The sequence below is a fragment of the Pseudomonas sp. LBUM1662 genome, assembly GCF_059695915.1.
This window is the reverse complement of sequence record NZ_CP166793.1, coordinates 5,735,686-5,759,412: the sequence shown is the minus strand read 5'-3', so window position 1 is coordinate 5,759,412 and position 23,727 is coordinate 5,735,686. Positions and strand designations below refer to the sequence as shown.

Here is a 23,727-nt window from a genome sequence, read left to right as displayed (position 1 = left end):
TACGAAGGGCGGTGTAGACTGAGGACCTGTTCTCTTTCGGCAAGACAAAGGAGTGTGCCCAGCCATGATCGGCGCCGAGTTACTGTCACCTGAAACCCTCGCGGCAGGGTGGTTGATCTACCTACCGGTGCTGATCTGGGCTATTGCGCGAGCGCCGTGGGTCGAACTGTTCAGCGACCGGCGCCGCCAGCATCTGCTGTTTGGCACGGTGTTCGCGCTGTTCATGCTCTGGCTGGTGCGTCGAGATTTCGATACCGGCGTGTCCTACCACTTCATCGGCATGACCGCGGTGACGCTGTTGCTCGACTGGCCGCTGGCGATTGTCGGCGGGTTGGTCGCGCAAGCGGGTTTGGTGCTGCTGGGGCGTCAGGACCTGCTGGCGATGGGGGTCAACGGCGCGCTGTTTATTCTGCTGCCGGTGCTGGTCACCGAGTGCTGCGCGATCCTGGTGGAGCGCGCTCAGCCGCGTAATCCCTTCGTGTATATCTTCGTTTCCGGTTTCTCCGCCGCGGCGCTTTCGGCGTTGTTGTGCCTGGTATTTGCGCTAACGTTGCTCTGGTATGACGAGCGTTTCGCCATGCCTTATTGGCTCGAGGATTTTGTCGGCTATCTGTGGCTGATCATTTTTCCGGAGGCGTTCATCAACGGCATGGTGGTCAGTGCGCTGGTGGTGTTCTGCCCCGAGTGGCTGGAGACCTTCAACCGCACACGCTACCTTTCGGCGCCCTGGAAAGACGACGATCCCAAGTCTTGATCCACATTCAGCAGAGCAAGGTCGTGCGCAGTATCCTGACGTCCGATGGGCAGATCAAAATCAAAAGCTGCAGGCGAGCTAACGCTCGGCCTGATGATTGGTGAACAGCGCGCACCCCTTCCTGTAGGAGCTGTCGAGTGAAACGAGGCTGCGATCTTTTGATCTTGCTTTTGCTTTCGCGGTTTCCTCGCCCCCTATCGACACGAGGCTTAAGTCTTGCGCGTTGGCGACGCGAAGCTTGGGAGCGATTAAAAGCAACGGCAAGATCAAAAGATCGCAGCCTCGTTTCACTCGACAGCTCCTACAGAGGAATACGAACACGTACGCCACAGCCAGGCCGGCCGGTAGGCCGCCTCGCGTTGCTTTTGCGGTGCACGCCGCCTCGAGAGGCCGAGTGGAGGTTCTGCGCAGTGGGCAACCCGGCAAGGATGCCGGGTTAGCCGCCCCCGGCCATGGATGGCCGATGGCGGCGGGCCCACGGAGCAGGACCGGAGCGAGGGCATGCCGAGCCAGGGCGAGGCACCGAACGTCAGGGGCAAGAGCCCTTGGTTACTTGGGGCTTTTCCAAGTGACCCGCTGTAAGAGCGGAACCAATAGCCGCCATTACCGCAGAAACGGATATGTACCCAACCCCAACCCCAAATTCCCTTAAGTAAACAGCATTACGATGACCGCCAGGTGCACGGCCTTGAGGCTCAGTGCCGAGGCTCGAAATCTTCGCTGAACATATCGTCTTCGGCGTCCGGGCTGACCGGAATCTTGTGTTCTTCCGACGCCCAGGCGCCCAGGTCGATCAGTTTGCAACGGTCCGAACAAAACGGCCGGAACGTGCTCTCGGCGCTCCATTCAACGGGGGCGCCACAGGTTGGGCATTCGACGGTTGGGGTCTGGCTCATGATTGGCCTCCACGCAAAGTAAGGTAAAAGTGATGCAGGCGTTCGACCTCGCTGTGCAGCCAGGCGAGGTCGCGGTCGTTAACCACCACATCGTCGGCGTGGCTCACGCGGTCCTGACGGCTGGATTGCGCCTTGAGGATCGCCTGGACCTGTTGCTCGCTGGTCTGGTCACGCTGCAAGGTGCGTTCGATCTGTAGCTGTTCCGGGGCGTCGATCACCAGCACCCGTTGGGTCATGGCGTACTGCCCGGACTCGATCAGCAACGGCGAAACCAGAATCGCGTAAGGCGATTGTGCCTTGGCCAGGTGATCGGCGATTTCCTTGGCGATCAGCGGATGCAGCAGCGCTTCGAGCCAGCGGCGTTCCTCCGGCACTTCAAAGATCAGCTTACGTAGCGCTGCGCGATCCAGTTGACCGTCGGCCTGCAACACGCCGGGGCCAAAGTGTTCAGCGATTTGCGCCAGCGCCGGACGGCCCGGTTCCACCACCCAGCGTGCCGCGTGATCGGCGTCCACCACGTGCACACCGAGGTCGATGAAATGCTGGGCAGCTGCACTTTTGCCGCTGCCGATGCCGCCGGTCAGGCCGAGAATCCAGGGTTTTTCCACAGGGGTATTCATTTCAAACCGACAAACTGCCAATAGAAGCCGGTTATTTGACCACCCCAGAGCAAGGCAATCCAGCCGGCAATCGCCAGAAAGGGTCCGAAGGGGATCGGTGTTGAAGTTTTTGCGTGGCGCAGGCGCAGCAAAATCACGCCGATGATGGCCCCCACCAGCGATGACAGGAGGAGAGTCAGGGGCAATATCTGCCAGCCGCCCCAGGCCCCGATCATGGCCAGCAGCTTGAAATCGCCGTGACCGATGCCGTCCTTGCCGGTGAGCAGCTTGAACAGCCAGAACACCGTCCACAACGTCATGTAACCGGCCACCGCGCCCCACAACGCCTCGTGCAATGACACGAACAACCCGAAACTGTTGACGATCAACCCCAGCCACAGCAGCGGCAGCACCAGCACATCCGGCAGCAGTTGATGTTCGGCGTCGATCAGGCTCATGGCCAGCAAGCCCCAGGTCAGCACCAGCACCATGCAGGCCTGCCAGCCAAACCCGAAATGCCAGGCGATAAACGCCGAGAGCAACCCACAGGCCAGCTCGGTCAGCGGATAACGTTTGCTGATCGGCGCCGCGCAGTTCGAGCATCGACCCCGTAGAAACAGATAACTGAGCAGCGGAATGTTTTCCCAGGCGCGGATTCGGTGGTCGCAATGCGGGCATTGGGAATGAGGCAGCATCAAGTTGTAGACCGGGCCCGGCGCTTCGGGCGGTACGCCCAGCACCTCATGGGCTTGCAGCCGCCATTCGCGGTGGAGCATTTTCGGCAGGCGCCAGACCACCACGTTGAGAAAACTGCCGATCAGCAGGCCAACCGCCAGGGCAATGACCACGAAGATCAGCGGATAAAGGGTCAGGATGTCGTTCAAGGGCATGTCAGATCGCTGAGCCGAGTTGGAAGATGGGCAGGTACATCGCAACCACCAGGCCACCGACAATAACACCCAGCACCACCATGATGAACGGCTCCATCAGGCTGGTGAGGTTGTCGACCATATTGTCCACTTCATCCTCATAGAAACTCGCGACCTTATCGAGCATGTCGTCCAGTGCGCCGGATTCTTCGCCAATGGCCGTCAGCTGGATCGCCATGCTGGGAAAGATGCCGGAGGTGCGCATGGAAAAATTCAGCTGCATGCCGGTCGACACGTCCTGCTTGATGCGCAGCACCGCCCGTTTGAACACGATGTTGCCGGTCGCGCCCGCCACTGAATCCAGGGCTTCGACCAACGGCACACCGGCAGCGAACGTGGTCGACAAGGTGCGGGCGTAACGGGCCACGGCGGACTTGTACATCAACGTGCCAATCAGCGGCAGTTTCAGCAGCCAGGTGTCCATCCGGTCCCGAAAGCCCTGGGATGTTTTAAAGGCGTGGCGCGCACCGAAGAAGGCGGCGATCAACACGCCGAGCATCATCCACCACCAGGCCTGCATGAACTCCGACAAGCCGATGACCATCACGGTGAAGGCTGGCAATTCGGCGCCAAAGCCCTTGAACACCGACTCGAACTGCGGCACCACCTTGACCAGCAGAATCCCCGTCACAATGATCGCCACGAAGACCACGGCCATCGGGTAAGTCATGGCTTTCTTGATCTTGGCTTTCAGGCTTTCGCTCTTTTCCTTGTAGGTCGCCACCCGCTCCAGCAGGGTGTCCAGCGCCCCGGCCTGTTCACCGGCATCGACGAGGTTGCAGTACAGCTCATCGAAATACTGCGGCTTTTTGCGCAGGGACGCGGCGAAGCTGTTACCCGCCGCGACTTCCTGTTTCACCTCGTCCACCAGTTTGCGCATGGCCGGGTTGTCGAAGCCTTCGCCGATGATGTCGAACGACTGCAGCAGTGGCACACCGGCTTTCATCATGGTCGCCATCTGCCGGGTAAACAGGGCAATTTCCTGAGCCTTGATGCGTTTGCCGAAGCTGAAAATCGAGGCGGATTTCTTGCGCACCCTTCCGGGGTTGATCCCCTGCTTGCGCAACTGAGCCTTGATCAACGCCGGGTTGAGGCCGCTCAACTCTCCGGTCATTTTGGAGCCTTTGCGGTCCGTGCCTTCCCAGGCGTAGACGCTGATTTTTGCTGCTTTGACCGCCATGTTCAGTCCTTGGTGACCCGGTTGATTTCTTCAAGGCTGGTGACGCCTTGCATGGCCTTGATCAAGCCCGAGGTGCGCAAGTCATTAAAGCCGTCCTTGCGCATCTGGATGTCGATTTCCAGTGAATTGCCTTCGGCCATGATCAGCCGTTGCAGGTCCGGTGTGTTCTTCACCACTTCATAAATCCCCACTCGCCCTTTGTAACCGCCATTGCACTGATCGCAACCGACCGGCTCATAGATCGTGAACGAGCCGATGCGTTCCTCGGGGAAGCCTTCCTTGAGCAATGCCTCGCGGGGAATATCGATGGGTTTCTTGCAATGGCTGCACAGTTTGCGCGCCAGCCGCTGGGCAATGATCAGGGTCACCGAGGTGGCAATGTTGAAGCCCTGAATGCCCATGTTGTGCAAACGGGTCAGGGTTTCCGCCGCGCTGTTGGTGTGCAGGGTGGACAGCACCATGTGACCGGTCTGGGCGGCCTTGATGGCGATCTCGGCGGTTTCGAGGTCACGGATTTCACCGACCATGATCACGTCCGGGTCCTGACGCAGGAACGAGCGCAGTGCCTGGGCGAAATCCAGCCCTTGCTTGGGATTGACGTTGACCTGGTTGATGCCTTCCATGTTGATCTCCACCGGGTCTTCGGCAGTGGAGATGTTGATGTCCACGGTGTTGAGGATATTCAGCCCGGTGTAGAGCGACACGGTCTTGCCCGAACCGGTCGGCCCGGTGACCAGAATCATGCCCTGTGGCTGCTTCAGCGCGGCCATGTACAAGGCTTTCTGTTCAGGCTCATAGCCGAGGGCGTCGATGCCCATTTGCGCGCTGGACGGGTCGAGGATCCGGATCACCACTTTTTCGCCCCACAAGGTCGGCAGGGTGTTGACCCGGAAGTCGATGGACTTGGTCTTCGACAGGCGCATCTTGATCCGCCCGTCCTGGGGTTTGCGCCGCTCGGAGATGTCGAGGCTGGCCATGACTTTCAGCCGCGCCGCAATGCGATTGGCCAGTTGGCTCGGCGGCTTGGCGACTTCGCGCAGCATGCCGTCGGTGCGCATCCGCACCCGGTAGGTTTTTTCGTAGGGCTCGAAATGCAGGTCGGACGAGCCGCTCTTGATCGCATCGAGCAACATCTTGTGGACGAAGCGCACCACCGGCGCGTCATCGGCATCCTGGCCGGCGATGGAGTCCCTTTTGCTGTCATCGACCGATTCGATGTCCACACCATCGAGGTCAACATCGGCCATGTCTTCCAGGCCGGTGGCATGGCTGTCGAAGAACTTCTCGATGGCGTCGCTGAGTTTGTCGTCCTCCACCAGGATGGCTTCGGTGTTCAGCCCGGTGCTGAACTGGATGTCATTGATGGCTTGATGGTTGGTCGGATCGGAAACCCCCACGAACAGCTTGTTGCCGCGTCGCCAGAGGGGCAGGGCGTGGTGTTGACGGATCAGTTTCTCGCTGACCAGGCCTCGGGGCTGGGTTTCCTTGTCCAGGCAATTGAGGTCGAGCAGCGGCATGCCGAAATGCTCCGACGCAATCTCGGCGACCTGTCGGCTCTTCACCAGCCTGTTCTGCACCAGGTAACTGACCAGGGAAATTTTGCTGCGTTGAGCTTGCTGATACGCCTGTTGCGCGCTTTGGTCAGTGAGCAGTTCGGCCAGGACCAATTGCTTGGCCAGACCGCTAAGGGCGATGTCATTCATTGGGATACCGGACGCAGACAGTTCATGACTTATAGCCTAGTCAAGGAGCTGAGCCAAACCAGCGGCCGTCAGGTGACAAATAGTGTCAGATAGTGCGGATCCTGGGGGTAGGAAAGGTCCATGCCTTGGCTTCGTGCCCCGAAAACAGGGGGCGCAGCGCTTGGCACGGGGTGTGCTGAAGCTCCTTCAGATCATGAGATTTCGACTCATGCATGGAGCCTGTCTATGAATACTCAAAAAGGTTTTACCCTGATCGAGCTGCTGATCGTGGTGGCGATCATCGGGATTCTGGCGACGTTTGCGTTGCCGATGTACTCCAAATATCAAGCGAAGGCCAAAGTCACGGCGGGCCTGGCAGAGATTTCGGCGTTGAAAGTGCCCTTTGAAGAACTGATGAATAACGGGACCAGTCCGGCGAATGTGGCGGCAGTTGGTGGGACTAGCCCGACTTCAAACTGCACGCTGACAGCGTCCGGTACAGCCTCTGATGGTACCGGGACCATTGTTTGTACGATCGTTAACGCGCCTGCACCGGTTCTAAGCAAGACGATCACTCTGACACGCTCGACGACTGGCTGGGTTTGCACCAGCACTGCTCAGCAGGACTTCTTGCCTAAAGGCTGCACCGGTTCCGCGACATAACGCTGAGCAATTCTCTTGAAAGCCAAAGCCCCGCCCTGAAAAGCGGGGCTTTTTGTTGGAACGACACCCTCGAATTTCGAAAAACGAGAAAATCTTGACAATTCATGGCCTTAGGCCCACGTCAAAACCCGCAACTTGCATGTAGAGAATCTCGAAGTCATGCATTTTGCATGATTCCGAAAATCGGGTGATTTCATAAGTTATTGTTTTAAAAGGATTTATTGACTGTCTCAAAGTTGGCACACCGTTCGCAATATACCCAGTAACCCTGCTGAGAAGACACGCAGCAGACTTTCTAGAAAAACAGGAGTTACTCGTATGAAGAAGTTCGCTATCGCTGCCGCTGCTGCTACCGCGCTGACCCTGACCATGGCCAACGCTGCATTCGCTCAAACCCAGGCTACCCAGGCTCCAATGGTCCTGGCTGCCGGTGAAGTGACCCAAGCTAAAGAAGCTACCTCCGACACCTGGATCACCACCAAAGTCAAAGCAGACCTGGTAACCGAAAAAGGCATTCCTGGTACCGACATCAAGGTTGAGACCAACAAAGGTGTTGTTTCCCTGTCGTCCACTACTGCCGTGACTGATTCGCAGAAAGACGTTGCAGTAGCCATCGCCAAGAAAATCAAAGGCGTCAAAGCGGTCTCCGCTGACGGCCTGAAAGCCGAGTAAGGCAAGACTTCTCGCCTGGACTGGGAGAAGGCGCGGCGGGCGGGCCGAGCAATACGCCAGCCGCATCTGGAGAGTTCATGCGAAAGGCCACAAGGATGTGGTCATTACAGGCCTCCGACATTCGTGTCGGGGGCCTGTTCTATTGTGGATTGCGTGGACCCGGAAAGATCGCAGCCTCGTTTCACTCGACAGCTCCTACAGGTTTACGCGGAACCTCTGTAGGAGCTGTCGAGTGAAACGAGGCTGCGATCTTTTGATCTTAGTTCCCGCGCTTACTGGTGATCTGTCTCAGTCGATTACCTTCAAACCGCAAATACTGATACATCCCGCCATTGGGCCCGTAGGTCCATTCCTCGACCTGAAACTCTTCCCGGCGGTTGGCACTGCGCTTGTACCCCAGCAGATCGCGGCTGACCGGTTCACCGCACTTCTGCAGCACTTCACTGGACCGGTCGCCGACGCTGACCAATTGACTGCCGCAGCGCAGGGTATCGGCCGCTGAGGCTTGACTGGCCGCGAGTGCCAGGGTCAGGCTCAGCAGCAATCGTCTGACCATCACTCGGCATCCAGGTGCATCGGCGTCACTACCCGACCGTCACTTTCCGCTTCGCCCAGTTGGGCGTCGATGAAGTAGACACGTTCGTCGGCCATCTGCGCCTTGTCCACTAGGTAATCCTTGATGCTGCTGGCGCGTTCCTGACCCAGTTGGCGCAGCAGCACATCGCTGGAGCTCCAGAACTTGATCACGTCTGCGCGCATTTTTGCGGTGCGTTCTTCCTTGCCCAGATCCTTCCATTCGGCGGGTGGCTGGGTCTTGAGGCGCGTGCGATAGATCCCTTCCAGCAGCGGACCTTTCTCACCGTCCGGCACCTGCACCAAGGAAGCCTGGGCCGGAACCTTGTCCCCGCGTCGCTGGAGCATTTTGTAGTAGTTGTACTGGTATTCGCGCTCAAGCCGTTGCTCGGCAATCAGCGGGCCGTCGCTGCTGGCGGCTGCGGTGCCTTCGATTTCCAGGCGCAGGGCCGGACGCTCCTTGAGAGCCTGGGACAGTTTGATCAACGAACCTTCGGCGTCCTTGCTCAGCTCGCTGGAGCCCGGCGCAAACGAGACGGTGCCCAAATCTTGCGAACCACCGCCACTGACCAGCCCGCCAATCATTTTGAACGGGGCGGCAGCGGCCTTGACGATCAGGTTGCGCAAGGTCTGCCAGACAATCGGCATGACGCTGAACTGTGGATTGTTCAAGTCGCCGGTCACCGGCAGCTCGATGGAAATCTTGCCGTCGACGTCCTTGAGCAAGGCGATCGCCAGTTTCAGCGGCAGGCTGACAGCGTCCGGACTGTCGACTTTCTCACCCAGTTGCAGCTGCTCCACCACCACTTTGTTTTCGGCCTTGAGCTGGCCCTTGACGATGATGTAGTGCAGGTCGAGGTTGAGTCGGCCCTTGCGGATGCGGTAACCGGCGAACTTTCCGGAGTAGGGCGTCAGCGTGGTCAGTTCCACACGTTTGAAACTGGTGGCGATGTCGAGACTGGCCATCGGGTCGAACGGGTTGACCGAACCCTTGATGGTCACGGGCGCATAGCGATCAACCTTGCCTTTGATATCGACGGTGGCCGGTTTTGCCTGACGGCTGTCGATGGTGCCGATCTGGCCGTTGAGCTGTTGCACGGCCGTGGCGAAGTTCGGCGTCAGGCTGAAGTCGGCGAAGTTTGCCGAACCGTCATTGATGGCAATGCCGCCAACGTGAATGCCCAGCGGCTTGTCCTTGCTGGCGGGTTTGGCAGCGGCGGTCTTGGCAACCCCGGTGTCGGCCGGTTGCGGGATCAGCAGGTCATCGATGTTGGTGGTGCGGTCATCGTTGATCATGAAACGCACGTAAGGCTGGAACAGGTTGACCTTGTCGATCGACAGGCTGTCGCCGTGTTGATAGTTCAGGCCTTCGAGCACCAACTGCTGCCACTTGAGGAAGTCGCGGGTCTTGAGAGTGTCGAGGGTATGCAGTTGATCGACCTGCGCTTTGCCGGTGACGCTGAACGCCAATGGCTCGGTACTTTTCAGGTCGACGGCCAGATCACTGCCGAGCATGCCGCTGCGCAGTTCCAGGCGAATGAACGGGTTGATGTAGGACTGGGCGACACGCAGGTCGATGTCCTTGGTCTGCACGTTCAATTTGGCGCTGACTGGCGCCAGATTGACCACGCCGTCGGCCATGAGTTTGCCCTGCTTGCCCACGCCCGTGTCGAGCTTGAGGTTGAAAGGCGAGCCGTTCAGGCTGTCGAAATTCTGCAGGTCCAGGTTCAGGGGGCCGACATCCAGCGCCACGACGGGTTGTGCCTTGCGATCGGCCAGATGCACCTGGTAATTGCGCAGTTGCACGTCTTTGAGGAGTACCTGCCACGGTTTGCTGGGTGGCACGGGTTCAGGTTTTGGTGAATCGGCGGCGGCTGGCGTGCTGGTCGGTTCGGCGTTGGCTTTGACCGTCGCCTTGGAAGGCTGACTGGCGAACAGTTTCTGCCAGTCGAGTTGGCCATCCGCTTCCAGAGCCGCCCAGGTTTCCAGTTTATTACTGCGGATCTTGCCGACCACCACTTGCTGCTTCGCCAGGTCCACAGTGGTTTCGCTGATGTCCAGACGTTCGAGTTTCGCCAGCGGTCGACCGTCAGGAGCCTTGATGGCGAAGGGCGCGACGCTGACGGCGACGTTACTCAGCAGCAGTTCGGTTTCCTTGGACAAGTTGAGCTTGTAGTCGGTACTCAAGTTGACGACGCCGTCTTCCAGCACCAGTGGCAATGCGTCACGCACGTAGGGCCAAAAGGCTTTCATCTTGCCGTCGGTGATCTTCAACTTACCTTCGGAGGCAATCGGGATCAGGCTGAAATTGCCGGTCCAGTCGATCTGCCCGCCTGCCGGGCCGACCGCCACCAGGGTCATGTCGGCGTTATCTTCCGGCAGGGTGCTGAGGTTCTTCAGCTCGAAGTCGAGTTTGTCGTAGAGAAATTCGATGGGCTCGCTGGGCCGTGCGTCCTGGAAGTGCACGAAGCCGTCAGCCAGTTTGATCCGCTCGATGCGCATCGGAAACGGCTTGGCGTCCGGATCGGCCGGGGTGGGTGCACTGGCGGGAATCTTGAACAGACCCAGCAGATTGAGTTTGCCGTCCTTGCCAAAAAGGATTTCAGTCTTGGGTTTGTCGATTTCGATATCGGACAGGTGCAGCGCCTTTGTCCACAGGCTGTCGATCTGCAAATTGGCATACAGACGCTCAAAACCAACCTGTTCCTTGCCCGGCTCGCCGATGATGAGGCCCCAGAGGGTCACTTCCAGGCTGAAAGGGTTGAGTTCGATGCGGGATATCGTGGCGGGCATCGTCGCGTAACTGGCCAATTGCTGGTTGGCAATCCGCAGCGCGATGCCTGGTAAAATCAGAAACCCCAGCAGGCTATAAAGGGCCAGAGCAGTCAACAAAGCGCCAATAGCGCGAATCAATCCTTTGGGCATGTGCGGCTTCATCTGTCTGAATCGGAGTGCGTTGGAGTATGGCACGCGTTTCCGGTTCCGAAGTGATCGCACTCTTCAGCTTTTTCAGAAAGAGGCGTAGGAAATTTCCTGGGTGATCAGAGTTGAAGAATCAACGTTTTCAGCGGCGGCTGTTGATCCATCGAAGGAAAATCCGCGCCTGGTTTCATCACTGTCCATTCACGAACCGGGCGCCCGGCTTTCTCGGCGCAACGCAAAACCTGTTCGCGCCAGTCGTCCATGCTGACTTTTGCCAGGTTGTTGCAGCAGATCAGCACGCCGTTGTCGGCGGTGGTCAGCAGCGCCGGTTTGAGCAGGCTCTGATAGTCGCGCAGCAGGTCGACCGTGCCAAACGCGCTCTTGGCCCAGGCCGGCGGGTCGAGCAGCACCAGGTCGTACTGACGCTGTTCCAGACGTTGGTAGCTCGGCAGTTTCTGCCCGCGCCGTTGACTGATCGGCAGGCCCGCCAGTTGGCGAATGGCCGGGAAGTAATCGGACTGGATGAACTCCATGGCTGGCAACTGCGGATTGAGCAGACCGTTCTCACGGCCGACCGCCAGATTGCCCTCGGCGAAATCCAGGTTGCACACCTCGCTCGCCCCACCGGCCGCAGCGCTCAGGCCGACACCGCAGGTGTAGGCGAACAGGTTGAGCACGCTTTTGTGTTTGCTGTGTTCCTTGACCCAGCCGCGGGTATTGCGCAGGTCGAGGAACAGCAGCGGATCCTGGCCGGCATGACGCCCGCGAACCCGGTAGTTCAGGCCCCATTCGTGTCCGATCAAGTCTTGCAGGGCAGCCTCGTCGGCGCGGTAGACAGTGTCTTCGCGGTCGATGCGCGAGTTGCCACGGGAGCGGTCGTTGTAGACCAGCAGCGTTTCGAGGCCCAGGTGTTGATTGATGGTCTCGTGCAGTTGCAGCAGTGCGTCACGCTCCAGCGCCTGGTGGAAGCTTTGCACCAGCAGTTGCGGGCCGTAGCGGTCGATGGTCAGGCCACCGGCGCCTTCCTGGCTGCCATGGAACAGGCGATAGCAATCGGTGCCTTGCTGATGCAGCTCGGCAAGCATGTCCTGGCGATGATCGAGGGCGGCGCGCAGCGCCTGATTCAAGGAAGACATGCTGGGCGCCTTGCAGGAGGGAATTTGGCGCGGGAGTTTAACAGCTTGGGCCGGACCGAGGTGATGCCATCGCGAGCAAGCTCTTAGACTTTTTTCAGTTCAACAACCCCATCCGCCGCTTGGCCCGCTGGACCGAGCCATTGCGCATTGCCCAACGCAGCATTGGCGCACTGCGCTTGACGCTGGCGCGGATCAGTTGGCGTTGCAACGGGTTCTGATTGACGCCGAGCATGTCACTGGCCCAGTCCGGCAGCAGATCGATCCCGGCCTGCATCATCAAACCGCCAAACGGTTTGGCCAGGCGACTCGGGGCGGGCGCGTTCAACAGCAGTCGCAACACCTCGCGACTGCGTTGGTCGCACAGCAATTGCGGGCGGATTCGTTCAAGGTAATCTGCGATTTCCTTGCGGCTGCGCGGCACATCGCGGGCGCCCAGGCGTTCGGCAACCAGTGCGATTTCACCGTAGTAACGGTCCTGATCAATCAATGAAAGGTGCGGGTTGCGATAACGCAGATGCGCGGCGAGGAAGTTGCTGACCTCGGCCACGTGCACCCAGGTCAACAAGTCGGGATCGCTGGCGGCGTAAGGTCGGCCATCTGGTGCAATGCCGACCACTTGCAGGTGAATGGTGCGAACCTTTTCGATCAGCCAGTCGGCGTCCTTGCTCGAGCCGAACGTCGTCCCGGAGATGAACTGACTGGTGCGGCGCAATCGGCCGATCATGTCTTCGCGAAAATTCGAGTGATCCCAAACCCCGGCCAGGGCCAGTGGATGCAGCGCTTGCAGCATCAGTGCGCTGATGCCGCCAATGAGCATGCTGCTGAAATCACCATGGACTTGCCAGCTCACCGAGTCGGGGCCGAACAGACCGGGATCGCCCTTGGGGTTTTCCAGGTCGAGTTTGCCCAAGGACAGACCGGTCAAGCTCATGAGCTGGCTTTCAATGCGGGTACGGATGAATTCCATGGCAACTCAGTGGTGAAAATAAAACGCGGCCATCACTGACCGCGCAGGGCTTATTGGTTCAGGCGTTTATCGACCAACTCTTGCACCACGCTCGGGTCGGCCAGGGTCGAAGTGTCACCGAGGCTGTCCAGTTCGTTGCAGGCGATCTTGCGCAGGATGCGCCGCATGATCTTGCCTGAACGGGTTTTCGGCAAGGCCGGCGCCCATTGGATCAAGTCCGGTTTGGCGAAGCTGCCGATTTCCTTGCTGACGTGGGCCAGCAGTTCTTTCTTCAGTTCGTCATTGGCCTCGGTGCCGTTCATGGGCGTGACGAAGGCATAGATGCCCTGGCCTTTGACGTCGTGGGGATAACCGACCACGGCGGCCTCGGCGATGCTGTCGTGCAGCACCAGGGCGCTTTCCACTTCGGCAGTGCCGATGCGGTGCCCGGAAACGTTGATCACGTCGTCGATGCGCCCGGTGATCCAGTAATCGCCATCCTCATCACGCCGCGCGCCGTCGCCGGTGAAATAGTAGCCGGGGTAGGGTTTGAAGTAGGTATCGACCATGCGTTGCGGGTCGCCGTAGACACTGCGGATCTGCGCCGGCCAGCTGGACTTGATCGCCAGCACGCCGCTGCCGGCGCCCTGGATTTCCTTGCCTGTTTCATCCAGCAACACCGGTTGCACGCCGAACATCGGTTGGGTGGCGCAGCCCGGTTTGATCCGTTGCGCGCTGACCAGCGGGCTGAGCATGATGCCGCCGGTTTCGGTCTGCCACCAGGTGTCGACGATCGGGCAACGCTGTTCGCCGACGACGTTGAAGTACCAGTCCCACGCTTCCGGGTTGATCGGCTCACCGACGCTGCCGAGTAGTCTGAGGCTCTGGCGAGACGTTTCCTTCAACGGTTCCGGACCTTCGCGCATCAGCGAACGCAGCGCAGTCGGGGCGGTGTAGAAAATATTGACGTGGTGTTTGTCGATCACCTGCCAGAAGCGCGAACTGCTCGGGTAGCTCGGCACGCCTTCGAAGATCAGCGTGGTCGCGCCGTTGGCCAGCGGGCCATAGACGATGTAGCTGTGGCCGGTGACCCAGCCGACGTCGGCGGTGCACCAGAAGACTTCGCCGTCGCGGTAGTCGAGCACGTACTTGAAGGTCATTGCCGCTTGCAGCAGGTAGCCGCCGGTGGTGTGCAGCACGCCTTTGGGTTTGCCGGTGCTGCCGGAGGTGTAGAGGATGAACAGCGGGTCTTCGGCGTCCATCGGTTCTGGCGGGCAATCGTCGCTGACGTCGCGCAGCGCCTGGTGATACCAGAGGTCGCGGCCTTCAACCCAGTCCACTTCGCCCTGGGTGCGCTCGACGACGATGACGGTGCTGACGTTCGGGCAACTTTGCAGCGCCTGGTCGACTTTCTGTTTGAGCGGCACGAATTTTCCGCCGCGCACGCCCTCGTCGGCGGTGATCACCGTGCGGCAGTCGGCGTCGAGAATCCGGTCACGCACAGAGTCTGGAGAGAAGCCACCGAACACCACCGAATGCACCGCGCCAATCCGCGTGCAGGCAAGCATGGCGTAGGCTGCTTCGGGAATCATCGGCATGTAGATGCACACGCGGTCACCCTTTTTCACGCCACGGCTTTTGAGCACGTTGGCCAGGCGACAGACGTTGTGATGGAGTTTTTTGTAGGTGATCTGTGCGGATTCGGCGGGGTCGTCGCCTTCCCAGAGAATGGCGATCTGATCGCCGCGTTTTTCCAGATGACGGTCGATGCAGTTGTAACTGACGTTCAGTTTGCCACCGGCAAACCAGCTGGCCTCGCCGGTTTTCAGGTTATAGCGCTGGACGGTGTCCCACGGCGTACTCCAGTCGAGAAAGCGGGTGGCCTGCTCGGCCCAGAAGGTGCTGGGGTGTTCGATGGATTGGCGGTAGAGGCGGTGGTAGTCGTCTTGACTTAGGTTTGCAGCCCGGCGGACGGCATCGGCTTTGGGGAATGTGCTGATATCGAACATGACGGTTCCTTATTCTTGTTTTGCGACAAGAACTAAAGATGCGCCGAGTAGCGAAAGGGTTCAAGCCAGACACAAAACAACTGTGGGAGCGGGCTTGCTCGCGAATGCGGTGTGTCAGTCAACATTTAAGCTGAATGACACACCGCATTCGCGAGCAAGCCCGCTCCCACAGGTTATTGTGTTGCCCACAGACATTTTGTTTCAACCCTGTGGGCGGGGCGTCAGGTCAGCCGCGGTGACGACCGCGGAAGTAGTTGATCAGGCCCTGGGTGGAAGCATCGTCAGCCGGTGTTTCTTCGCTGCCGACCAGGCGGTTGTAGACGCCTTTGCCCAATTCCTTACCCAACTCCACACCCCACTGGTCGAAGGCGTTGATGCCCCAGACCACGCTTTGCACGAAGACTTTGTGTTCGTACATTGCCACCAGCGCACCGAGACGACGCGGGCTGATGCGCTCGACCACAAGGGTGTTGCTCGGACGGTTGCCCGGGATCACCTTGTGCGGCGCGAGTTTATGCACCTCTTCTTCGCTCATGCCCTTGTCGCGCAGTTCGGCTTCGGCTTCCGGCAGGGTCTTGCCCAGCATCAGCGCCTGGCTCTGCGACAGGCAGTTGGCGTACAGCCACTGGTGGTGGTCGGACACCGGGTTGAAGCTGACAATCGGCACGATGAAATCGGCCGGAATCAGTTGGGTGCCCTGGTGCAGCAACTGGTGATACGCGTGCTGACCGTTGCAACCCACGCCGCCCCAGATTACCGGGCCTGTGTCGGTGGACACTGGCGTGCCGTCCTGGCGCACGCTCTTGCCGTTGGATTCCATGTCCAGCTGTTGCAAATGCTTGGTGATGTTACGCAGATAGTGGTCGTACGGCAGGATCGCGTGGCTTTGCGCGCCCCAGAAGTTGCCGTACCAGACGCCGAGCAAGGCCAGCAGCACTGGCATGTTCTGCTCGAATGGTGCGCTCTGGAAGTGCTGGTCCATGGTGTAAGCACCGGACAGCAGTTCCTTGAAATTCGACATGCCGATGGCCAGGGCAATCGGCAAACCGATGGCCGACCACAGCGAGTAACGGCCGCCGACCCAGTCCCACATCGGGAAGATGTTTTCTTCGCGGATACCAAACGCCACGGCTGCCGCGTTGTTGCTGGAAACGGCGATGAAGTGACGATACAGCTCGGCTTCCGAACCACCCTGAGCCAAGTACCAGGCGCGCGCGGCCTGGGCATTCTTCAGGGTTTCGAGGGTGTTGAAGGATTTCGACGAAACGATGAACAGCGTGGTCTCGGCGCGCAGCTTCATGGTCAGTTCGTGGAATTCACTGCCATCGATGTTCGCCAGGTAATGGCAGCGCACGCCTTTATGGGCGTAGGACAGCAGCGCTTCAGAGACCAGCTCAGGGCCGAGGAACGAGCCACCGATGCCGATGTTCACCACGTCAGTGATCGGCTTCTCGGTGTAACCGCGCCACAGACCGTCGTGGATGCGACCGACGAGGTCGGTGATCTGGTTCAGCACCTTGTGCACTTCTGGCATCACGTTGACGCCGTTCACCGACAGCTTGTCGCCGACCGGGCGGCGCAGGGCGGTGTGCAGGGCTGGACGACCTTCCGACGAGTTGACGATTTCGCCGTCGAAGAGCGATTTGATCGCGCCCTTGAGGTCGACTTCATTGGCCAGGCCCACCAGCAGATTGCGGGTCTCGGCGTTGATCAGATTCTTCGAGTAATCGAGAAACAGGCCGCAGCTGCTGAGGGTGAATTGAGTAAAGCGCTGCGGATCGGCATTGAAGGCTTCGCGCATGCTGAAATCCTGCATGGCTTGGCGGTGGTCATTCAACGCTTGCCAGGCGGGCAGAGCGGTAACGTCATGAGGAGTGCGGTAGTACGCCATCGCTGCGGGTTTCCTTTTTACTTGAACGGCTTTTTTGAACACTGAAAATCCCGGCGCGCCGTGGGCGGGCGTCCGGTCAACTGCGTCGACACGATTTCAATGACACAGGGCGAATACAGTAAACCTCGCGCTGCGATCTGTCTTGACTTTGTCTAACACGTTCCCGGTACTTTTTTATACACAAGGCAGGGAACGTTTCGACAAGCGGGAGGGGCGTCGGTTCGATCAGGCGACCTGAACCGGAATGGCGTTGCTGGTGTGGCTCAGCTCATTGCCCGGCGCCATGTAAAGCATGCGCGGCTTGAAGTTGAGCAACTCGGCTTCGCTGTAATGCGCGTAAGCGCAGATGATCACCCGGTCACCGACCTTGGCCTTGTGCGCGGCAGCGCCGTTGACCGAGATCATGCGCGAGCCTTCTTCGCCACGAATCGCGTAGGTGGTGAAGCGTTCGCCATTGTCGACGTTATAAATCTGGATCTGTTCGTATTCACGGATACCGGACAAGTCCAGCCATTCGCCGTCGATGGCGCAAGAACCTTCGTAATCGAGAACTGCATGAGTGACTTCGGCGCGATGCAGCTTGGCTTTGAGCATGATGGCGTGCATGAGTGTTTTCCCAGGTCGGAATCGAACGGCGGGCAGTTTGCCCGAAGGCTTCAGAGGCAGCAATACAGTGTGGGATCAGGCGCAGATCCACTGTGGGAGCGGGCTTGCTCGCGAATGCGGTGGATCAGCCAACATCAATGCTGACTGACACACCGCATTCGCGAGCAAGCCCGCTCCCACAGGGTAATTGCGGTGCTTAGGCGGGGGCGTCGAGGTTCAGGTGCAGGTTGTCGATCAACCGCGTGGTGCCCAGGAACGCCGCCACCAGGATCACCAGATCCCGATCTTCCGGAGTCGCCGGGCGCAAGGTTTGCGCGTGGCGAATCTCCAGGTAATCGGGGCGTAATCCCGCCGCTTCGAGCTGCTTGATCTGTGCGTCGATCAGCGCCGGGAAATCCCGGTCGCCCTGTTTGATCGCCTCGGCAATCTGGCTCAGGCCGCGATACACCACCGGCGCAACGGCCCGTTGCTCTTCGCTGAGAAAACCATTGCGCGACGACAGCGCCAGGCCATCGGCCGCACGCACCGTCGGCTCGCCAATGATCTGCACCGACATGTTCAGGTCATGGACCAGGGATTTGATCACCGCCAGTTGCTGGAAGTCTTTCTGGCCGAAGATCGCCAGGTCCGGCTGGACCATGTTGAACAGCTTGCTGACCACCGTCGCCACCCCTTCGAAATGCCCGGGACGGCTGGCGCCGCACAGGCCTTCGGAGAGTTGCGGGACGCTGACGCGGGTCTGGCCGGCCATGCCGTCGGGGTACATCTCTTCGACGGTAGGCGCAAACAGCAAGTGGCATCCGGCCTGGAGCAGTTTCTCCTGGTCAGCCGCCAGGGTCCGCGGGTACTTGTCGAGGTCTTCGCCGGCGCCGAATTGCAGCGGGTTGACGAAGATGCTCGCGACCACGAAATCCACCCGTTGGGTCGCTTTGGTAATCAGCGCGATATGACCGCTGTGCAGGTTGCCCATGGTCGGCACGAAGCCGATGCGCTTGCCTTCGCTGCGGGCGCGGGCCACGGCGGCCCGGAGTTCGCGTACGGTTTTTACGGTGTTCATGCAGAGAATCCGTGTTCGATCCCAGGGAAAGTGGCTGCCTTGACTTCAGACACGTAGGCGCTCAAAGCAGCGTGAATGCTGGTCTGGCCGTTCATGAAGTTCTTTACGAATTTGGGTACGCGGCCGGTAATCGACAGGCCCAGCATGTCGTGCAGGACCAGGACCTGGCCATCGGTGTCACTGCCGGCACCGATGCCGATCACTGGAATGCCCACTGCCTGAGTGATTTCCTGGGCCAGTTCGCTCGGTACGCATTCGAGCAACAGCATGGCTGCGCCGGCCTGCTCCAGGGCGATGGCGTCGGCACGCATCTGCCGCGCCTGGTTCTCGCTGCGGCCCTGGACTTTGTAACCGCCCAGAATGTTCACCGATTGCGGCGTCAGGCCCATGTGCGCGCACACCGGGATGCCACGTTCGGCGAGCAGGCGAATCGACTCGGCGAGCCACAAGGCCCCTTCGACCTTGACCATGTGCGCACCGGCCTGCATCAACAGGGCGCTGTTGGTCATGGCTTGTTCGGTGGTGGCGTAGGCCATGAAGGGCAGGTCGGCGAGGATCAGCGCATCGGCGTTGCCGCGTTTGACGGCTGCCACGTGGTACGCCATTTCTGCGGTGGTCACCGGCAGGGTGCTGTCGTGACCTTGCAAAACCATGCCGAGGGAGTCGCCCACCAGCAGCACTTCGACGCCAGCCTGATTGCAGGCGTGGGCGAAGGTCGCGTCATAGCAGGTCAGCATGGTGATTTTTTCACCTTTTTGCTTGAGACCTTGCAGAGTGGTCAGGGTGATGGCTGGCATGAAAAGTTCCTCATTCAGGCGCTTGGAAACTACTGCGAGTAACGCGCGTGATTCTTCGTTAAATACAGGCGCACGCTCTGATGTCGTGCTTTTAAGGCCTGGATTGCGCCCTTCAATGCCGTGTTGGCGGCAGCGGGACGCCTATAGTCGTGAGGAGAACTCGGGAAGTCAATTGCATGTGTTACCGCATTGTTACGCGGTCGGTGTTACCGGGGTAACTGATGCGTTTCAGCAGCTGCAATCCAGCAGTGCGCTGGATTTTTGTAGGAGCGAAGCTTGCTCGCGAAAGCGGTGGGACAGTCGACATAAATATTGAATGTCAGTCCGCTTTCGCGAGCAAGCTTCGCTCCTACAGGGGGATTGTGGAGGTCAGGAGAGACGTTCCAGGCCGACGAACGGGCAGGCGGCGAGCAAATCACTCAGGCTGCGGCCATCGGCCAGACGCAAATCCGCAGGCGCCAGCTCGGCCAGTGGATACAGAACGAAGGCCCGTTCCTGCAGGTGGTAGTGCGGAACCTTGAGGCGCGGTTCGTCGATCAGCCTATCGCCAAACAGCACGATGTCGAGGTCCAGCGTGCGGGGTCCCCAACGTTCAAGACGCTCGCGGCCCTGTCCATTCTCGATGGCTTGCAGCGCATCAAGCAGGTCCAGCGGCGCGAGTGTGCTGTCGAGGGCGGCAACCGCGTTGGTGTAACGCGGTTGGCCGGGCAGGAGTGAGTCGCTTTGATAAAACGCGGACACCCCGACCAGTTCGGTCTGCGGTAACTGCGCCAGCGCCTCGACGGCGGTGCGCAATTGTTCGGTGGGGTCAGCCAGATTGCTGCCCATGCCGATGTAGATGCGTTCCATGGATTACTCGCCCGTGGCACTCGGTGCGCCGGCCGCGCGTTTGCGCTTGGCGCCACCGCTGCGACGACGTTTGCGTGGTGCGCCGGTGCCTTCATCCTTGCCGCTGAGGTCGCGGATCATGTCCCGACGTTCGCTGTCGTTGGCGTCCTGATAGTCAGTCCACCATTCGCCCAGGCCGTCGGTCTGCTCGCCAGCGCTTTCGCGCAGCAGCAGGAAGTCGTAACCGGCGCGGAACCGCGGGTTGTCCAGCAACAGGTCGGCGCGTTTGCCGCTGCGGCGTGGAAGACGCTCCTGCATGTCCCAGATCTCGCGGATCGGCATGGTGAAACGTTTCGGAATCGCGATCCGCTGGCACTGTTCGGCAATCAGCTCGTGAGCCGCTTCCTGCATTGCCGGAATCGGTGGCATGCCACGTTCTTGCAGACGCAGTACGCGAGCCGGCAGGGCAGGCCACAACAGGGCTGCAAACAGGAACGCCGGGGTTACCGGTTTGTTCTGCTTGATCCGCAGGTCGGTGTTGATCAGCGCTTCGCTGATCAAGGTGTGGGTGTACGTCGGGTTGTATTCCAGCGCTTCGGCACTGGCCGGGAACAGCGGATCGAACAGCTGCAGGTCGACCAGCATCTCGAAGGTGTCCGCGGCATGGCCGGAAAGGAACAGCTTGAGCACTTCTTCGAACAGGCGGGCTGACGGGATCTCGCGCAGCATCGGCGCCAGGTCGCGGATCGGCAGGGCGCTGTGTTTTTCGATGCCGAAGTTCAGCTTGGCGGCGAAACGCACGGCCCGCAGCATCCGTACCGGGTCTTCCTGGTAACGTTGCTTCGGATCGCCGATCAGGCGGATCAAGTGATTGCGAATGTCGTGCACGCCATTGGCGTAATCGAGAATGCGCTCGCTGACCGGATCGTAATACAAGGCGTTGATGGTGAAGTCGCGACGTTGCGCGTCTTCTTCCAGCGTGCCGTAGACGTTGTCGCGCAAGATGCGCCCGCTCTCGTTGCGGGAAGACTGGTTGCTGTCTTCTTCCTCGTCGTTTTGCGGGTGATTGGCGCGGAAGGTCGCGACTTCGATGATTTCGCGGCCAAAGTGGATATGCACCAGTTTGAAGCGACGACCGATGATCCGCGCGTTGCGGAACTCGGCTCTTACCTGTTCAGGCGTGGCGCTGGTGGCGACGTCGAAATCCTTCGGCGTAATGCCCAGGAGCATGTCGCGCACACAGCCGCCAACCAGGTAAGCCTGGTAGCCGGCGTTCTGCAGGCGTTCGACGATGTTCACCGCATAACGGCTGAATTGGGCCTTTTGCAGCGAATGTTGGCCGCTGTTGAGCACTTCAGGCGTACTGCGAATGTGTTGCGTATGACGCTTGGGAGAACGGAATGACTGGAACAACTTCTTCAGCATGGGATGCACTGTTTGAAGGAATGTTCGGCCATAACGAAGAATGACCGCATGATGGGCGGGGATTCTAGCATTTAGTCGGGGGATGGTGTAGGAAGCTGCGCAAGCACTTGAGGGAGAGGTCTGAGCCAGGCCAAACGCCAGAAACTACAAGGGGAGCCGAAGCTCCCCAAGAAAGTAGTTGCATGCTCTTTTTTTATTGTTGAGTCGGGCTTTTTGTTTTTATTAAGTGCCCTCGCCATGAAGTTTTTCCTTCATGACCCTCCCAATCGGGAGCCAAGAGCAAACGGATTGCTTTGGTCGCTGTGTTGCAGTGATCTTGCGATCCAACCAGTTCAGGCACTGTCTTAGGACAGTTTTTTATTATTCTCGGCCTGGTCGTGGGGCAAGCCCCAAATACAACGCCTCTCCAAAAGAATCAGTTAGCTGCGCCTCTCGCCGTCTTGTTTTTATTGTGCGTGAGTCGATTCGTCTTATTTTTATTGTCTTGTGCATTGCTTGTTATTGTTCTTGTACTGAACATATAGCAGGGTGCGTGCCAACTTTTGCGAGGTCCAGCAAAACAAGGGGTTAGGCTGGATGGTGGGGTTTTTCGAGGCCCAAAAAAACCGGGGCTTCGTTACCGTAAGCCCCGGCTTCTGTTACGTGAAAAGACTGAGGTAACAGTTTTTTCACAAAGTCACGTGTTACCCGCACACCTGACAGGTGACGTTCAGCTCTCGCTAGCCACCCCGGTCTTGCGACGCGGAATGCCCAGGCGCTGACGACGTTCCCACAGGCATTTGCGACTCACCCCGAGTTTGCGCGCCAGTTCGGTTTCCGTCATGTGGTCCTGATGCTCAAGCACGAAGTGCTGGAAGTAGTCCTCCAGCGACAGGTCTTCGGTCGGCTCATGATTGTTGTTGCTGGCACCGTTGCCCTGTTGCGGGGGCAGGCCGATGAAATCGTCGTCTTCCAGATCGCTCAGCTCGATGTCGATCCCCAGCAGCTCGGCAGAAATCTCCGGGCTCTCGCACAGGATGACAGCGCGCTCGACAGCGTTTTCCAGTTCACGAACGTTACCTGGCCAGGAGTAGTGACGAATCGCCTGTTCGGCATCCGCCGCAAACTTCAGGTCGGTGCGGTTGACCCGCGCGCTCTGCCGCGCCAGGAAGGCATTGGCGATCTCGTTGACGTCGGCACCGCGCTCGCGCAGGGCTGGCAGTTTCAGGGCGATCACGTGGAGGCGGTAATACAAGTCTTCACGGAACTGGCCGATCTTCGCCAGGCTCTTGAGGTCCCGGTGAGTCGCGGCGATCAACCGTACATCGACCTTCTGCGACTGCACCGAGCCTACCCGGCGGATTTCACCTTCCTGCAACACGCGCAGCAAGCGAGCCTGGGCTTCCAGTGGCAGTTCGCCGATTTCGTCGAGGAACAAGGTGCCGCCATCGGCCGCTTCCACCAGGCCGGCACGTCCGGCGCTGGCGCCAGTGAACGCGCCTTTCTCGTGGCCGAACAGTTCGGACTCGATCAGGCTTTCCGGAATGGCCGCGCAGTTCACCGAAATCATCGGCGCCTTGGCGCGTCGGGACAGGTTGTGCAGGGCGCGGGCCACCAGTTCTTTACCGGTGCCGGATTCGCCCTGGATCAGGACATTGGAATCGGTCGGCGCGACTTTGCGGATCTTGCTGTACAGGTCCTGCATCGGCGGACACGAGCCGATGATGCCGATTTCGCCGTTGCTGTTATCGACACCCGGTTTCGCCGCGCCATTGCCGGCTTTGCCGCTGACCGGTTCGCCGCTGGCTGGCAGCGATTGGCGGTCACGCAGGATGCGCGCGACGGCCTGGAGCATTTCGTCATGGTCAAAAGGCTTGGCGATGTAATCCACCGCGCCCATCTTCATCGAGTCGACGGCCGATCGCAGGCTGGCGTAGCTGGTCATGATCAGCACCGGGGTGCCCTGGCCGAGTTTGATCAACTCGGTGCCCGGAGCGCCCGGCAGACGCAAGTCGCTAACGATCAGGTCGAACGTGGGAATGGTGAAGCGTTCTTGTGCTTCCTGCACTGAACCGGCTTCGCTGACCTGGTACTGGTTACGTTCCAGCAGGCGGCGCAAGGCGGAGCGGATAATTGTTTCGTCTTCGACGATCAAAATGTGCGGCATTGATTCGATACTCTCG

The 23,727-nt window shown here is 59.5% G+C and carries 20 protein-coding genes; 3 read left to right on the top strand and 17 right to left on the bottom strand.

The genetic code is table 11. From position 1 onward, the window contains the following. The first annotated feature begins 64 nt into the window (after positions 1-64). Entirely contained in the window at positions 65-754 is a 690-nt protein-coding gene (locus ACA049_RS26170; protein WP_497330954.1) for an energy-coupling factor ABC transporter permease, read from the top strand. A gap of 695 nt (positions 755-1,449) precedes the next feature. Here ACA049_RS26170 and yacG read toward each other — a convergent pair. Genes yacG through pilB form a run of 5 tightly spaced genes read right to left on the bottom strand, consistent with a single transcriptional unit; the run spans position 1,450 to position 6,061 of the window. Continuing rightward, positions 1,450-1,650, bottom strand: a complete 201-nt coding sequence (gene yacG / locus ACA049_RS26165; RefSeq protein WP_497330952.1) for a DNA gyrase inhibitor YacG — start codon at positions 1,648-1,650, stop codon at positions 1,450-1,452. Next, positions 1,647-2,270 carry a dephospho-CoA kinase gene (gene coaE, locus ACA049_RS26160; protein WP_109634918.1) on the bottom strand — a complete coding sequence of 208 codons (624 nt, stop codon included), beginning with the start codon at positions 2,268-2,270 and terminating at the stop codon, positions 1,647-1,649. The genes yacG and coaE overlap by 4 nt, the downstream gene beginning before the upstream one ends. Then, the gene (locus ACA049_RS26155) at positions 2,267-3,139 is read right to left on the bottom strand and encodes a prepilin peptidase (protein WP_497330949.1); all 873 of its coding nucleotides are present in this window, start codon (positions 3,137-3,139) and stop codon (positions 2,267-2,269) included. Before ACA049_RS26155 ends, coaE begins: the two co-directional genes overlap by 4 nt. Position 3,140: 1 nt before the next feature. After that, positions 3,141-4,358: a type II secretion system F family protein gene (locus ACA049_RS26150; RefSeq protein WP_497330947.1), complete on the bottom strand. Its 1,218-nt coding sequence runs from the start codon at positions 4,356-4,358 to the stop codon at positions 3,141-3,143. A 2-nt stretch (positions 4,359-4,360) separates the two neighbouring features. Continuing rightward, entirely contained in the window at positions 4,361-6,061 is a 1,701-nt protein-coding gene (gene pilB / locus ACA049_RS26145) for a type IV-A pilus assembly ATPase PilB (protein WP_497330945.1), read from the bottom strand. Positions 6,062-6,286: 225 nt separating this feature from the next. Between pilB and ACA049_RS26140 the strand changes: the two genes are divergently transcribed. Together ACA049_RS26140 and ACA049_RS26135 are read left to right on the top strand one after the other, a co-directional pair. Continuing rightward, positions 6,287-6,703 (top strand): pilin, encoded by a 417-nt coding sequence (locus ACA049_RS26140; RefSeq protein ID WP_497330943.1) that lies wholly within the window; start codon positions 6,287-6,289, stop codon positions 6,701-6,703. 318 nt (positions 6,704-7,021) lie between these two features. Next, complete coding sequence (locus tag ACA049_RS26135) at positions 7,022-7,375, top strand: BON domain-containing protein (RefSeq protein ID WP_497330941.1); 354 nt, start codon at positions 7,022-7,024, stop codon at positions 7,373-7,375. A gap of 259 nt (positions 7,376-7,634) precedes the next feature. Here ACA049_RS26135 and ACA049_RS26130 read toward each other — a convergent pair whose 3' ends face one another. From ACA049_RS26130 to ACA049_RS26075, 12 genes are all read right to left on the bottom strand, one after another. Then, complete coding sequence (locus ACA049_RS26130; RefSeq protein ID WP_497330939.1) at positions 7,635-7,931, bottom strand: DUF2845 domain-containing protein; 297 nt, start codon at positions 7,929-7,931, stop codon at positions 7,635-7,637. After that, positions 7,931-10,885, bottom strand: a complete 2,955-nt coding sequence (locus ACA049_RS26125) for a DUF748 domain-containing protein (RefSeq protein WP_497330937.1) — start codon at positions 10,883-10,885, stop codon at positions 7,931-7,933. Before ACA049_RS26125 ends, ACA049_RS26130 begins: the two co-directional genes overlap by 1 nt. A 104-nt stretch (positions 10,886-10,989) precedes the next feature. Beyond that, positions 10,990-12,006, bottom strand: coding sequence for a class I SAM-dependent rRNA methyltransferase (locus ACA049_RS26120; RefSeq protein ID WP_497330935.1), 1,017 nt, complete (start codon positions 12,004-12,006; stop codon positions 10,990-10,992). A gap of 94 nt (positions 12,007-12,100) precedes the next feature. Continuing rightward, positions 12,101-12,973 (bottom strand): oxygenase MpaB family protein, encoded by an 873-nt coding sequence (locus ACA049_RS26115; RefSeq protein WP_497330933.1) that lies wholly within the window; start codon positions 12,971-12,973, stop codon positions 12,101-12,103. A gap of 50 nt (positions 12,974-13,023) precedes the next feature. Then, positions 13,024-14,961, bottom strand: coding sequence for an acetate--CoA ligase (acs, locus tag ACA049_RS26110; RefSeq protein WP_497330931.1), 1,938 nt, complete (start codon positions 14,959-14,961; stop codon positions 13,024-13,026). 226 nt (positions 14,962-15,187) lie between these two features. Then, on the bottom strand, positions 15,188-16,852 hold the full coding sequence (gene pgi, locus ACA049_RS26105) for a glucose-6-phosphate isomerase (protein WP_497330929.1): 1,665 nt from the start codon (positions 16,850-16,852) through the stop codon (positions 15,188-15,190). A gap of 225 nt (positions 16,853-17,077) precedes the next feature. Beyond that, on the bottom strand, positions 17,078-17,458 hold the full coding sequence (panD, locus tag ACA049_RS26100; protein ID WP_003228271.1) for an aspartate 1-decarboxylase: 381 nt from the start codon (positions 17,456-17,458) through the stop codon (positions 17,078-17,080). Between the two features lie 196 nt (positions 17,459-17,654). Then, positions 17,655-18,515, bottom strand: coding sequence for a pantoate--beta-alanine ligase (gene panC, locus ACA049_RS26095; protein ID WP_497330927.1), 861 nt, complete (start codon positions 18,513-18,515; stop codon positions 17,655-17,657). Further along, positions 18,512-19,312 carry a 3-methyl-2-oxobutanoate hydroxymethyltransferase gene (gene panB / locus ACA049_RS26090; protein ID WP_497330925.1) on the bottom strand — a complete coding sequence of 267 codons (801 nt, stop codon included), beginning with the start codon at positions 19,310-19,312 and terminating at the stop codon, positions 18,512-18,514. Before panB ends, panC begins: the two co-directional genes overlap by 4 nt. Positions 19,313-19,681: 369 nt before the next feature. Continuing rightward, complete coding sequence (gene folK / locus ACA049_RS26085) at positions 19,682-20,161, bottom strand: 2-amino-4-hydroxy-6-hydroxymethyldihydropteridine diphosphokinase (protein ID WP_497330923.1); 480 nt, start codon at positions 20,159-20,161, stop codon at positions 19,682-19,684. Between the two features lie 3 nt (positions 20,162-20,164). Next, positions 20,165-21,565: a polynucleotide adenylyltransferase PcnB gene (locus ACA049_RS26080; RefSeq protein WP_010467601.1), complete on the bottom strand. Its 1,401-nt coding sequence runs from the start codon at positions 21,563-21,565 to the stop codon at positions 20,165-20,167. 709 nt (positions 21,566-22,274) lie between these two features. Further along, positions 22,275-23,711, bottom strand: coding sequence for a sigma-54-dependent transcriptional regulator (locus tag ACA049_RS26075; RefSeq protein ID WP_497330921.1), 1,437 nt, complete (start codon positions 23,709-23,711; stop codon positions 22,275-22,277). Between the last annotated feature and the right edge of the window lie 16 nt (positions 23,712-23,727).